The sequence below is a fragment of the Arsenophonus sp. ENCA genome, assembly GCF_002287155.1.
GTDB classification, from domain to species: domain Bacteria; phylum Pseudomonadota; class Gammaproteobacteria; order Enterobacterales; family Enterobacteriaceae; genus Arsenophonus; species Arsenophonus nilaparvatae.
The window spans coordinates 1-14173 of the sequence record NZ_NHNG01000649.1 but is presented as its reverse complement, the minus strand read 5'-3'; the positions used below and the strand labels follow the sequence as shown (position 1 = coordinate 14173).

Sequence of the window (14173 nt, the reverse complement as noted above, 5' to 3'; positions counted from 1 at the left end):
TATTTTTCCGCTCTGTCATGACCTCATAGTCAAACAGGGATTTTAAATTTTTCAGGGAGGTGTAAGAATTTTTTTCGTCCTTTTTTACCCTCTCATTTTGCCAAATTGTTTCATGATGTCGCTAACAACAGCGGGGTCTGCTGTTGGGCAGCCGCCCAAAAAATCTTTCCGTTTCATAAATGTTTTCCACGGGTCAAAACCGTGTCTACCAAATTTGCTGAGTGAGAAAAATTGACGCACTGCGCCGCTGCATTCGCTTTGATTATTACCCTGCAATTTTCCGTACATGCATAGCACAACGGTACAGGGATCGCCTGAGTCAACGTTTTCATCCGCAAGGACGGCGTGATTGGCAGCGAGTAATAATCCTATTGCCATAAGCGTGTTTTTTTTCATAATCTCTGTCCTGTTTTAGTAGGTTAAATGATGAACTTCGATTGTTGACTGGATGTGTGAAATTTATGCGTTTTTTAACTCTTTCCCTGTTTAATAAAGTGCCGTATCTTCTGTTCCCGTTTTTCCTGATAGCCTGTGATGAATCGCCCAAAGCGTCTTCTCACGCACCATTAGCCCCTTACCGGATTGCACTTGATGTGATGGGTAAGGATTTTCAGCAGGAGGTGTCAAATATGCAGATCCAGCAGGTGCTGTCTGGTGGCGAAAGTTCAACCACTGCGACGGTGACCATTGAACAATCTGGTTTGCTCGATGATGCTGTTCAGGCGGAAAGGTCAATTTTCAGGCTTGCTTTGCGTGATGGGAAATGGGTTATCGAGAGCCGGATTAATCAGCAGCGCTGTTACCCTGAGCGTGGTCATCAAAGTTTCTCAACGGCACCGTGTCATTAACACAGAATGATACGGTGCAATAGATCTAAGGATTTTGTGTTAGGCCATTAGTCCCAATGGTGAGATCACAATCGTACAAATCCGGTGAGTCATCATTTGGCTTTCTGTCTAATACTCCTGGGTCGGTTTTTTTACAGGTCACGAGTTTCGCACCAATAAAAAAACGCTCTATTTTTAAGTTTAATTCAGCATGATATATAAATAGTCAAAACCTTACAAATCAAATACAACTTATTGTAATTTAAGAAAATTTATGTTTTTTAGTAACTTGCAGATGAATCATTGCTTTTAAGCCATTTTTAGAATTTTATATGCCTGTGCGAAACTCGTGTACCTATCGTATTCATCGAGGTAAGCTGGAAATACACCGTAGCGGAGTAGATTGTGAAGGGCAAGGATGGATAAACCTATTTGATCCCAAACAGATAATAGTTTCACAATTTGCTTTAAAAGAGGTGATCATGGATGAAAAACGTTTTTTAGCTGTATTTTTAAGTCTATCTCCGCGAGCATATCCAGATCTATTAAGGGAATACCAACTAAAAATTTATTTAAGAAATCAATCGATATGAAACAGATAAATTGGTTTTTTCCTCACAAGTTTGAACAGCAAGGGAGCGTTTTATTAATGGCAATAATAATGCTTATTTCTATGAGTTTATTAATGTTAAAAGCGTTGCATCATCATCAGAATAATATATTGCAGATGTTGGAAAGTGAACGAAGTTATTCGCTTTTTTTTTGAGCAAGCTGAGTCTGCATTGGCTTGGGGAAAATATCAACCTTGGGTTATGACTAAGGAAAAAAATGCCACATGGTCTTGTCAGCAACCGTTAGGCGCTAATTTTAAAAGTTGTTTGCGTTACTATAAAAATGATTATTATCTATTAGCCGGCCATGCTTATTTTGAGGGTAAAGCTATATTTACACTTTATCAATGGCTTAAGAAAGATAAAAATGCCAAATCTGGTTTTGTTCCTCTAAAACAGGGATGGTTGGATTTTTGTCCAGTTAAAAGAGCGGAATTTTGTCAATGAAAAATTCTAAGCCTAACAGGCAATCTGGAATGGCAATAACCGAAGTTATGGTAGCTATAGCTTTATTTGCTATTTCAGCTATCGCATTAATAAAATATGTTCATAATCTAATGGCTGGATTTTCTCTCGCATGGCAAAAAACACAGCAATTTCGCATGATGCATACTTTTTTTGAAAGTGGAGAAGCGATGCTAGGCATTGACTCTATTAGTGCCGATATAACAAATGATATGCCTAAAAATATTGATTTATCATATCGTTATGTGAACATTACAGATAATTGTAAGCAGATGTTAGTTACATTAAGATGCCTTATAACCAATTAACTGCTGCATCAAGGTGGTACTGTTCGTCAGGAAGAGCTTATGCTACAAATCTATCATTCTAATCAATTAGATATTCACAAAGAGCTTATTTCTAGTTTGATCAAAAATAATCCCTTGACCCAGCCGTTTGAGCAAGAAATTATTTTGGTTCAAAGTCCAGGTATGTCGCAATGGCTACAAATAGAGCTTGCGCAAAGCTTGGGAATTGCCGCTAACATTTCTTTTCCGCTACCGGCAACTTTTATTTGGGACATGTTTACTCGGGTTTTATCTGATATCCCATCAGAGAGTGCTTTTACCAAAAAGGCAATGACTTGGAAATTAATGACAATTTTACCTTCCTTGCTACAAGAACCTGAATTCAAGCCTCTTAGACAATATCTTAATGAGGATATGGGTAAACGTAAGTTGTATCAGTTATCAGCTCGGATTGCTGATCTGTTTGACCAATATTTAGTTTACCGTCCCCAATGGTTAGAAAGCTGGCGTAAAAAACAACTAATTGAGGGCTTAAGTGATAATCAGCAATGGCAAAAACGTCTTTGGTTAGCGTTGACGGAGTATACGGAAAAGCTTAATCAATCTAAATGGCATCGGGCAAATCTCTATCAACAATTTATACAAAGTTTGCATGCTAATCTGCCTTCACATATTAGGTTGCCGAAACGTGTATTTATCTGTGGTATCGCTGCATTACCTCCGGTTTATTTGCAGGCATTAAATGCCCTTGGCCAGCATATTGATATTCATTTAATGTTTACTAATCCATGTCGTTATTATTGGGGAGATATTCAGAGCTATGCTTCTTTGGCGAAACTTGAACGACGCAAGTTAAAAAATTATCGAAATAACCATGAAATTGCGCGTTTCAAGGGAGAAAGTTCGCCTGATACGTTATTTAATCAACAAGGTGAACAATTTCTAACTAATCCGCTATTAGCTTCTTGGGGTAAATTAGGCCGTGACAACCTCTATTTTCTGTCTCAATTGGAGCTATCTAATGAAGTTGCTGCCTTTGTAGATTTACCACGTGATTGTTTGTTGCATCAAGTGCAGCGAGATATTTTAGATTTAGAAGATCATGCGCAACTTGGTTTAACCGAAGCGAGTTATATTAATAGTCTTTCAAAAAGACAATTAAGCAAACAAGATAAATCATTGACATTTCATTCATGCCATAGCCCACAACGTGAAATTGAAGTATTGCAAGATTATTTATTGCGCCTCTTTGAAGACGATCCAAATCTAACACCCAAAGATATAATTGTAATGGTGGCAGATATTGATAGTTACGCACCTTATATCCAAGCGGTGTTTAGTCATGTGTCCCCTGAACGTCGGTTACCTTTTTCTATTTCAGATAGAAAAGCCAGGCAGGTACATCCTATTTTGCAAGCTTTTATTTCGTTACTTGATTTACCCCAAAGTCGTTTTACCACAGAACAAGTATTAGCTTTATTGGAAGTGCCTGCACTGGCTCGTCGATTTTCTATTTACGATGATGAATTACTTTTATTGAGACGATGGATTAACGAATCAGGTATCCGTTGGGGGCTTGATGATGAAAATATTGCAATGCTGGAATTACCAGCAACAGGGCAAAATACGTGGGATTTTGGTTTAAATAGAATGTTGCTTGGTTATGCAATGGATAGTCATGTAGGGACTTGGAATAAAATTTTACCTTATGATGAATGTACAGGGCTATCCGCGCAGTTAGCCGGGCAGCTTGCTGCATTTATTGATTCGTTGGCTAGTTGGAGAAGTAAACTTAATCAGGAAAGGAAATTGTCAGAATGGTTGCCATTATGTCAATCCCTGTTAGATGCTTTTTTTGAGACTGATGAACAAATTGAAGCGATATTCATATTTATGCTCCAGCAATGGCAAAAAACGATTGAGACTGGAATAGTGGCAAAATATGAAGAAATAGTTCCTCTATCGCTTATTCGTGATGAATTAGCGACCTGTTTTGATGATGAAAAGATCAGTCAACGTTTTCTTGCAGGGGCAATTAATTTTTGTACTCTAATGCCTATGCGTTCTATTCCTTTTAAGGTTGTGTGTTTATTAGGTATGAACGACAGGATATATCCACGCTCAATACCGCCACTGGGTTTTGATTTAATGGCTGAGCAGCCACAACGCGGTGACAGAAAGCGTCGGGATGATGATCGCTATCTATTTTTGGAAGCTTTAAATTCCGCTTCTCAACTATTTTATGTTAGCTATATTGGGCATGCTATACGTGACAATCAAGCACATAATCCCTCGGTGCTAGTAAATGAATTACTTGATTATATTAGCCAAAGTTTTTGTTTAGAGGGTGATGAACATTTAAATATTGATCTTAGTGCTGATAGAGTAAAAGAACATTTAGTGATTAAACATACGCGAGTACCTTTTGCGACAGAGAATTATTTGCCTAATAGCATTCATCAGAGTTATGCCAGTGAATGGTTATCAGCAGCAAGAAAACAAGGTAATCCACGGCCTGAATTCTGTACTCCGTTAATGCCAATGATAGAACATGACAATGAAATATTATTAGAGCAGTTACTCTCTTTTTATCGACACCCGATCCGGGCTTTTTTTCAACAAAGGTTAAAAGTTAATTTTTTTAATGAAGAAGTACAATTACCGGAGGATGAGCCTTTTATTGTAAATAATTTACAACGATATAAATATAATGAACGCTTACTTAGGGCGATGATTTATGAAGAGTCACTGGAGGAGCTGTTAACGACTTTGCGTGCAACGGGTGGATTACCAGCAGAACATTTTGGTCAAATTTATTGGGAAAAACAGATCCAAGATATGCAGCCATTAGCTGATAAAGTAAAGATAAATTGTCATGAATACTTTAATAAACTATTCGTCGAACCCTTTGAGAATATTCGTTTGGCTGGACAATTACTAAATATTCAGCAAAACGGTATTATTCGTTATCGCCCTGCAAATTTAACGATTAATGATGGTTTATCTCTATGGATAGAACATTTAATTTTTTGTTTAACTGTTAGATCTGGTGAAAGTTACTATTGGGGAAGAGATAATAGTGAATGGTGTTTTGAGTCAGTGGACAAATATCAGGCGAAAGTATATTTACAACAGCTTATTAATGGTTATCAAGAGGGGATGAATTCGCCATTACCACTTTTTAATAAAAGTGGCTGGAATTGGTTAATGTCATGCTATAACAAAAAAAGTGAACAATTTGATTTTGAGTCTGAGGCTGTTTTGCAAAAAGCAAAAGTGCAGCTTATCCACTCCTTACAAGGTACCTATAATCAGCCAGGTGAAATGGAAGATAGCTATATTGGTCGTGCTTTCAGTAAAATAGATAGTAATTTGCTCGAAACAATACAAAAAAAGGCACGTACTTATTTATTGCCAATGGCAATCTATAGAAAAAATAAAAAGAGGATGTAATAAGATGCTTAAAGTAACAAGGGTTGTTATGAAAAACATGATAGTCGTGCTCTTATTACTATTTGGTACGGTAAGCTTTGCTAAGCAGAATTGGCAAGTTTTGCCTGATAGGATAAACAAAAGTGAAAAAGATACTCGAGGGTATCAGGCGATAAAACTTTCTAATAATATGATTGTATTGCTAATATCTGATCCGAAGGCCAGTAAATCATTAGCTGCGGTTACCTTACCAGTTGGCACAATGGAAAGTCCTGATCAACAACTTGGTTTGGCACATTACCTTGAACACATGGTATTGATGGGCTCTAAACGCTATCCTGAGTCAGGTGAAATATCAGAATTTTTGCAAAAACATGGTGGCAATCATAATGCTAGTACGGCTTCTAATCTTACTGCTTACTATTTAGAAGTTGAAAATGGTGCTTTAAAAGCAGCCACAGATCGCTTGGCAAGTGCATTAGCCGAGCCATTACTTGATCCTAAAAATGCCGATCGAGAACGTAATGCAGTCAATGCAGAATTAACAATGGCACGTGCTCGCGATGAAATGCGATTATGGCAAGTGCGTTCTGAAACACTTAATCCGGCTCATCCTAATTCACGTTTTTCTGGTGGAAATCTAGAAACCTTAAGCGATAAGCCTGGTAGCCATTTACAGACTGAGCTCAAGAATTTTTATTATCGCTATTACTCAGCTAATTTAATGAAAGGTATTTTGTATGGCAATGACTCATTGGGTCGATTAGCCAAAATCGCAGCTGAAACTTTTGGTCGTATTCCAAATCGAAAGGCTATTGTTCCTGAAATAACGGTACCCGCTATAACCGATAAAGAAAAAGGAATAATAATTCATTATGTGCCAGCACAACCTAAAAAAGTTTTGCAACTTGAATTTAGTATTGCAAATAATTTAACAGAATTTCGCAGTAAGTCAGATGAATATATTGGCTATTTGATAGGAAATCGAAGTCAAAATACCCTTGCTGATTGGTTACTAAAGAATGGTCTTGCTGAAGAGATTAATGTTGACGTTGTACCAGATGTTGATCGTAATAATGGCATTTTTTCAATAAACGTTTTACTAACGGATAAGGGATTGGGAAATAGAGATAAGATTATTGCGGCAATATTTTCCTATATTGATTTATTAAAAGAACAAGGTATTAAGAGTGGTTATTTTAACGAGATCGCAAATGTTCTGAAGCTTTCATTTCAACATAATTCTATTGTTCGTGATATGAATTATATTCAGCAACTATCTAATCAAATGTTGAATACCCCAATTGCACATGTGCTTGATGCTAATTACATTGCTGATCGTTTTGATCCAAAAGCAATAAGCAGCCGTTTAGCAGAATTAACTCCCTATAATGCCAGAATTTGGTTTATCGCACCGAATGAACCACATAATAAAGAAGCCTATTTTCTCAATGCTCCTTATCAAGTTGATAAAATTAACAGCCAACAATATCAACGATGGTCTGAATTAAAAAAAGCAATGCATTTTTCGTTACCTGAATTGAACCCTTATATTGCTAATGATTTTTCTTTAATTAAAAGTTCCCGTCATTATCAGCATCCAGAATTGGTATATGAGCAAGGAAATGTGCGGGTAGTCTATATGCCAAGTCAATATTTTGCTGATGAACCTAAAGGTGGGATTGCGATAGATTTACGTAATGAACAGAGCAGTAAAACGGCAAAAGCTCAAGTTAGTGCAGCGTTATTAGAATACCTGACCTCTTTAAAATTGTCTCAATTAAGTTACCAAGCTTCCGTCGCCGGAATGGAACTGGTTGTGTCTTCAAATTTAGGCCTGCAATTGAAAACCAGTGGTTATACTCAACATCTAGCGGAATTGACGACAAAAATGGTTAAGGAATTTCTTACCTTCACAATTTCTGCTGACGAAGTTACACAAGCAAAATCATGGTATAGGGAACAGCTTGAAGTTAGCAATAATCTTAAAGCCTTTGAGTTGGCAATGCAGCCGAAACAACTTTTAGAAAAAGTACCTTATTTTGAGCAACAACAGCGCTTAAAGGCCCTGGAAACGATCACAGCAAATGACATCCTAAACTACCGTCAAGAGACTATTGACAATGCTGCTTTACAAGCGATTGTATTCGGCAATCTAACACAAAAGCAAGGCATTGATATTATTAAGTCTATTGCCCATTTATTGAATAATAAAGGTAAGAATTGGTGGAGAGGGGATATTATTGTTGTTGATAAACAGCATAAAGTAAATTTCCAACATCAGGCAAATAGTACAGATAATGCGCTAGCAGAAATATTTATTCCGACAGGATATGATCGTTATAGTGGATTTGTCTTATCAAATATTTTGGCCAATATTTTACATCCTTGGTTTTTTGAGCAACTTAGGACACAAGAACAATTAGGCTATGCTGTTTTTGCCTTTAATACTAGCCTTGGTGAGCAATGGGGATTAGGTTTTTTATTGCAAAGTAATAATAAAACTCCTGCGTATTTGAATACACGCTATCAAAACTTTTATCAATTAGCCTTTAAAAAATTAAATGCAATGCCAAAAAAAGAATTTGAGCAATACAAAAAGGCACTATTGACGGAAATGGAACAGCCTCCGCAAACTTTTTATGAGGAGATAGATCGTTTTTTACCAGATTTTGCGAGGAATAATTTTGCTTTTGATAGCAGAAAAAAATTAATCAAAGCATTGAAAACGGTTACACAGCAAGATCTATTAACTTTTTATAACAATGCCATTTTGCAACAAACAGGTTTAGCTTTTGTTTCACAAATTATTGCCAAAGAGGTTAATAAAGAAGGCTATTCTCAATTGAAAGATTGGATAACTTATCCGACTGCATCTGAATTACAAAAGATTTTGCCAATTGAGGTAGATGCTAAGTGAGTAATCGGCGAATACAGGCTTGTCAACTGGATCCTTATTGTTTGCCTCTCTATGGCCAGCGATTGATAGAAGCTTCAGCAGGAACAGGAAAAACCTATACGATAGCTTTACTATATTTGCGATTGTTATTAGGTGTTGGGCAAAAAAATGCATTTTCTTGCCCATTAAGTGTTGAAGAGATTTTAGTTGTCACTTTTACTGAAGCGGCAACCGATGAGCTACGATCACGTATTCGCTACAATATTCATCAAATGAGAATGGCCTGTATTAGAGATGGTATTGGTTTTGATGAAAATTCAATATTCCGAATCTTACTATCTTCTATTGCAGATAAAGAACTGGCTACTCAATGGTTACTTGCTGCTGAACGTCAAATGGATGAAGCGGCAATTTATACTATCCATGGATTCTGTCAACGTATGTTGGTGCATAATGCTTTTGAGTCAGGTATGCTATTTGAGCAATCAATAATAAAAGATGAACATACCATACAAAAACAGGCTTGTGCTGATTTTTGGCGCCGCAACTGCTATCCACTGAATTATTCTATATCAAAAGTAATTGTTGATGAATGGAGTGACCCAGAGGCACTTTTAGCCGAAATAAAGCCTTATTTACAGGGCGATATTCCGACTTTTATTAACCAATCGATTGAAGCCCAATCAATAAAACAGCGTCATCAGACCCTAATTGACACGATAAAAAAAGTAAAAGCGTTGTGGCTTTTAAATTCAGTAAGTTTCATTGATTTAATTACTGATTCCGCTATTAATAAACGTAGTTATAGTCGCCGTAATTTACCTGGTTGGATAGCCGCGGTCACTAGTTGGGCTCAGTCAGCAACAGTCGATTATAAAACACCTAAAGAACTAGCTCGTTTTTGCCAATCTGAACTGATAGATAAAACACCGACAGGTCAAGTACCTGAACATGAGGTTTTTCTTGCTATTGATAATTTGATGCAACAATCACTTACATTACGCGATATCATTATTTCAAAAGCGATTATTGACGTTCGTCAAACAATTGTTAAAGAAAAAAGACGACGTGGAGAGATTGGATTTGATGATTTATTAAGTCATTTAGATCAGGCACTACATGCAGAAGGTGGTAAGCGATTATCTAACACGATCCGTAATCGTTACCCGGTTGTTATGGTTGATGAGTTTCAAGATACTGATCCGCAACAATATCGCATTTTTCAACGTATTTATCTGGGGCATAATCATTGTGGTTTGTTATTTATTGGCGATCCTAAACAAGCTATTTATGCTTTCCGTGGGGCGGATATTTTTACTTATCTTAAAGCCAAAGATCAGATTGAATCACACTATACTCTTGATACTAATTGGCGCTCTTCACCAAGTATGGTAGCAGCTATTAATCAATTATTCAGTCGGGCAACAAAACCGTTTTTATTTGAGCAAATACCTTTTAACACAGTAGATTCAGCCTCTTCAAATCAGCATTTAGCATTTATTCATAAAACAGCAAAATTATCAGCTTTAAATTTTTGTTATTTAGATAAAGAAGCGGTTTCAACTTTGGACTATCAACAAACGATGGCCTATCAGTGTGCTAGTCAGATTTGTGATTGGCTTAAAGGGGGCGAGAATGGAACAACCTGGCTGTATCGAAATGATGTAAAACAGCCGGTAACAGCTGCGGATATTATGGTGTTAGTCAGAAGTCGTCGCGAAGCAGTAATGATACGAGAAGCATTAAGTAAATTTAATATTTCGTCAGTTTTTCTTTCTAATCAAGAAAGCGTTTTTGCTACTGATGAAGCGCGCGATCTATTATGGTTATTACAAGCCGTGCTCTCACCTGAAAAGGAGCGTACGTTGCGTTGTGCATTAGCTACTCGTTTAATCGGGCTAAGTGCACAAGATATTGAGCAATTAAATCAAGATGAAAGGCAGTGGGAGATACGGGTTGAAGAGTTTGCCAATTATTTATTGATTTGGCAGCGACATGGTATTTTGCCTGCATTACGAGCTATTATGGTTAACCATCGGATTGCTGAAAACCTACTGATGGATAATATAGATGGTGAAAGGCGCTTGATGGATGTGATGCATCTGAGTGAATTGTTGCAAGAAGCTGAATTACAGCTTGAAAGTGAGCATGCTCTAGTTCGCTGGTTAGCTCAGCAGATCGATCACCCCGATCAGTTAGTAGAAAATCAGCAAATACGTCTAGAGAGTGATAGTCACTTGGTGAGTATTAGTACGATCCATAAATCTAAAGGTTTAGAATTCCCGATTGTTTGGTTACCTTTTGCCTGTCAATTCTCGCGGCAAAAATTGGCCACGTTCCATGATCGTGATAATTTTCAAACTTGTCTTGATCTGACCCAACAAGAAGAGAGCGTCAGGCTGGCTAATGAAGAACGTTTAGCCGAAGATTTGCGGCTGTTATATGTTGCACTAACGCGCTCAAAATATCATTGTAGTGTTGGTATTGCACCTTTAATAAAAGGTCATTCTAATGGGGAAAGTGGTAATACGGATTTGCATCAAAGCGCATTAGGTTACTTATTGCAAAATGGACAGCCAGGTAATGCGACTTTATTGCGTGATGCTCTAGGTGCATTAGCGAGTGAAAATATTAGCATCACACCTGTTAGTGATATTAACTTATCGCCTTGGTACCCGAAAGAAAATACACCCGTGAAGTTATTGGCTCGAAATTTTACAGGACAGATCCAAAATACCTGGCGGGTTACGAGCTATTCAGGATTAACCTATCATGATATGTATTCTGATAAATTTACTGCTAGTGATATAAGTATTGAGATTGCTATACAAGATTTGGCACCTAAAATGGACGTTGATGCGCAAGATGACAGCTCATTGGTTCAAGGTGAAATAGCAGAGTGGAGTGTTCATACCTTTCCTAAGGGGGCCACAGCAGGAACTTTTTTGCATTCCCTGTTGGAATTACTACCATTTAATCAACATCCACAAGAGTCTTGGTTAGCTGAAAAATTAGAGCAAGCCGGTTTTTCCGCTGATTGGGCACCGGTGCTTAAAATGTGGCTAATAAATATTTTTGACACACTTTTACTTAGTGATGGCCTCAGCTTGTCAAAGATCACGCCTGAGAATCAATTAAATGAAATGCAATTTCATTTACCGATAGAAAAATTGTTATTGCCATCAACATTAGATAGGCTAACTCATCAATATGATGTTTTATCTCAACGTTGCCCACCGCTTAGTTTTGAGCCAGTAACGGGCGTTTTAAAAGGTTATATTGATTTGATTTTTTGCTGGCAAGACAAATTTTATCTGCTTGATTATAAATCAAATTGGTTAGGGGAAAATGGTCTGGCATATAGCCAGGAGGCCATACAGAATGCCATGATTGATCATAGATATGATTTACAGTATCAGCTTTATACATTAGCTATGCATCGTTATTTACGGAATCGTTTACCTAATTATGATTATCAAAAACATTTTGGTGGGGTGATCTACCTTTTTTTGCGTGGATTTGATGCAAAAAACCCTGGTTATGGTATTTATCACACTATTCCTCCTTATGCGTTTATTAATAGCCTGGATGAGTTATTTAATGCAACTAATCGAGGTGAGCAATGATGATAACTTTACTAAAGCGAGCTGCTGACCTTAATTTGTTTAGTTGTTTAGACATACAGCTTGCTATTCGGTTAGCTGATGATGAAAACCCATTATTGTTATTAATATTTGCAATATTAAGTGCTGAAACTCGAGCAGGTCATGTTTGTTTATTTATTGATAAGCTCGAACCCGCTTATTTATTTGAAGGTAGACAGACGGAAATGGCTTTTATGCTCTGGGAAATGGCAGGAGCACCTGATAGTAACAGGATTTATACTGAGCTTAAACAATGTAATGCAGTTTGTGAGGCACCGCAATCAGCAGCAAAACCATTAGTATTATCAGATAACAAACTTTATTTTCAGCGGATGTGGGCTGATGAAGGATTAGTGGCTGATTTTTTTTCTCGCCATTTGTTAGAAACCATTGATGAGCAGCGATTAGCGACTATTTTAACTGGTTTTTTTGCGTCCTCGAAAACGCATGATTGGCAAAAAATAGCTGTTGCTGTTGCAGTAACCAGTCGGATCGCAGTTATTTCTGGTGGGCCGGGTACAGGAAAAACCACGACAGTGGCACGTTTATTAGCTACTTTAGTCCAATTAAGTGATGAAAAGTTAATCATTCAGCTAGCGGCGCCGACAGGAAAAGCGGCTGCTCGATTAACGGAATCATTAAATAATGCATTATTAAAACTGAATTTATCTGCTGATGAGTATGCGGTTATGCCAGAACAAGCGCAGACTGTGCATCGATTATTAGGCGCTCAACCCAATAGCCAATTATTACGTTATCACAAAGACAATCCACTTTTGCTAGACGTTTTAATTATTGATGAAGCATCGATGGTTGATCTGCCTATGATGGCCAGATTAATTGAAGCACTACCAGATCATGCGCGTGTTATTTTGTTAGGTGATAAAGATCAATTAGCTTCTGTTGAAGCGGGCTCTGTCCTAGGCGATCTTTGTCGTTTTTCAGAATCGGGATACAGTTATGAAAGAGCGGCACAACTGACTAAAATCACAGCTTGTAATTTATCTGATTTTATATCGAATGATGGGCCAGAGGTTAAAGATAGGATTTGTTTATTACGAAAAAGTTATCGTTTTGATGCGCAATCAGGAATTGGTCGACTAGCTACTACAATTAACAAAGGTAATATTAAACAGGTTGAGCAACTATTAGCGCAGCAAAATGCGGATATTGCTTTTCATTCAATTGATTCGTCTGAGAAATATGGCAAATTACTTTTTGATGCGGCTGAATGTTACCGTTGCTATCTGGATATGATAAAAACGGGTCGAGATCCCGAAGAAATCCTGACTACTTTTAATCGTTATCGTTTATTAGCTGCTTTGAGGGAAGGACCATACGGGGTTACAGGGTTAAATGATAAATTAGAACAGCTTTTACATCGTCAAGGAAGTATTCGACGGCCTGCTTATAGCTGGAATAAAAATTATGAAGGTCGCCCAATAATGATCACCAAAAATGATCGTCCTCTTGGCTTATTTAATGGTGATATTGGTGTTATGTTACGGGATGGTCAACAAGATTTAAAAGCCTATTTTCAGTTGCCTAATGGGGTGATAAAAAAAATACAACCCAGTCGTTTACCTCAGCATGAAACTGCGTTTGTTATGACAGTACATAAATCTCAAGGGTCAGAATTTGAACATGCCGCATTAGTTTTACCGCCAATTTTTACTCCTATTATTAGTAAAGAGCTTATTTATACTGCAATTACCAGAGCAAAAATTCAGTTGACAATTTATGCTGAACGTCATGTTTTTGCTAAAGCGTTAATGACCTCAACGGAACGGCACAGTGGTTTGACTGAGCGCTTACTTTAATGAAAGTAGAACCCATTTTACTCGTTATCTTGTTTGATATTATCAATAGTGAATATCATTAGGGCACCTCGAAAAACTCAAGATTTTCAATTAACCCTTGGCTTTCATTCTAAATAATTAGATTTTTTTTGATTATCACGCTACTGATTCTATCGCACATTGCCCTGGCTAGGGCCATTTGACCCATT

The 14173-nt window shown here is 37.3% G+C and carries 9 protein-coding genes; 8 read left to right on the top strand and 1 reads right to left on the bottom strand.

Annotated features, from left to right (window positions below):
- Nucleotides 1–84: 84 nt before the first annotated feature.
- Nucleotides 85–396 carry a hypothetical protein gene (locus CBG25_RS16925; RefSeq protein WP_290608082.1) on the bottom strand — a complete coding sequence of 104 codons (312 nt, stop codon included), beginning with the start codon at nucleotides 394–396 and terminating at the stop codon, nucleotides 85–87.
- A 65-nt stretch (nucleotides 397–461) separates the two neighbouring features.
- Here CBG25_RS16925 and CBG25_RS16920 point away from each other — a divergent pair, with 65 nt between their 5' ends.
- The 8 genes from CBG25_RS16920 (at nucleotide 462) to recD (ending at nucleotide 13985) form a co-directional block, all read left to right on the top strand.
- A complete protein-coding gene (locus CBG25_RS16920) occupies nucleotides 462–848 on the top strand; it encodes a hypothetical protein (RefSeq protein WP_290608080.1) in 387 nt (128 codons plus the stop codon).
- Between the two features lie 317 nt (nucleotides 849–1165).
- A complete protein-coding gene (locus tag CBG25_RS16915; protein WP_290608078.1) occupies nucleotides 1166–1420 on the top strand; it encodes a hypothetical protein in 255 nt (84 codons plus the stop codon).
- A gap of 144 nt (nucleotides 1421–1564) precedes the next feature.
- Nucleotides 1565–1885, top strand: a complete 321-nt coding sequence (locus tag CBG25_RS16910; protein WP_290608076.1) for a DUF2509 family protein — start codon at nucleotides 1565–1567, stop codon at nucleotides 1883–1885.
- Nucleotides 1882–2211 (top strand): prepilin-type N-terminal cleavage/methylation domain-containing protein, encoded by a 330-nt coding sequence (locus CBG25_RS16905; RefSeq protein ID WP_290608074.1) that lies wholly within the window; start codon nucleotides 1882–1884, stop codon nucleotides 2209–2211. Before CBG25_RS16910 ends, CBG25_RS16905 begins: the two co-directional genes overlap by 4 nt.
- A 39-nt stretch (nucleotides 2212–2250) precedes the next feature.
- Complete coding sequence (recC, locus tag CBG25_RS16900; RefSeq protein ID WP_290608073.1) at nucleotides 2251–5643, top strand: exodeoxyribonuclease V subunit gamma; 3393 nt, start codon at nucleotides 2251–2253, stop codon at nucleotides 5641–5643.
- 4 nt (nucleotides 5644–5647) lie between these two features.
- Nucleotides 5648–8542 (top strand): pitrilysin, encoded by a 2895-nt coding sequence (gene ptrA / locus CBG25_RS16895; protein ID WP_290608072.1) that lies wholly within the window; start codon nucleotides 5648–5650, stop codon nucleotides 8540–8542.
- Nucleotides 8539–12147, top strand: coding sequence for an exodeoxyribonuclease V subunit beta (gene recB / locus CBG25_RS16890; protein ID WP_290608071.1), 3609 nt, complete (start codon nucleotides 8539–8541; stop codon nucleotides 12145–12147). Before ptrA ends, recB begins: the two co-directional genes overlap by 4 nt.
- The gene (gene recD, locus CBG25_RS16885) at nucleotides 12147–13985 is read left to right on the top strand and encodes an exodeoxyribonuclease V subunit alpha (RefSeq protein ID WP_290608084.1); all 1839 of its coding nucleotides are present in this window, start codon (nucleotides 12147–12149) and stop codon (nucleotides 13983–13985) included. The genes recB and recD overlap by 1 nt, the downstream gene beginning before the upstream one ends.
- Nucleotides 13986–14173: the final 188 nt, after the last annotated feature.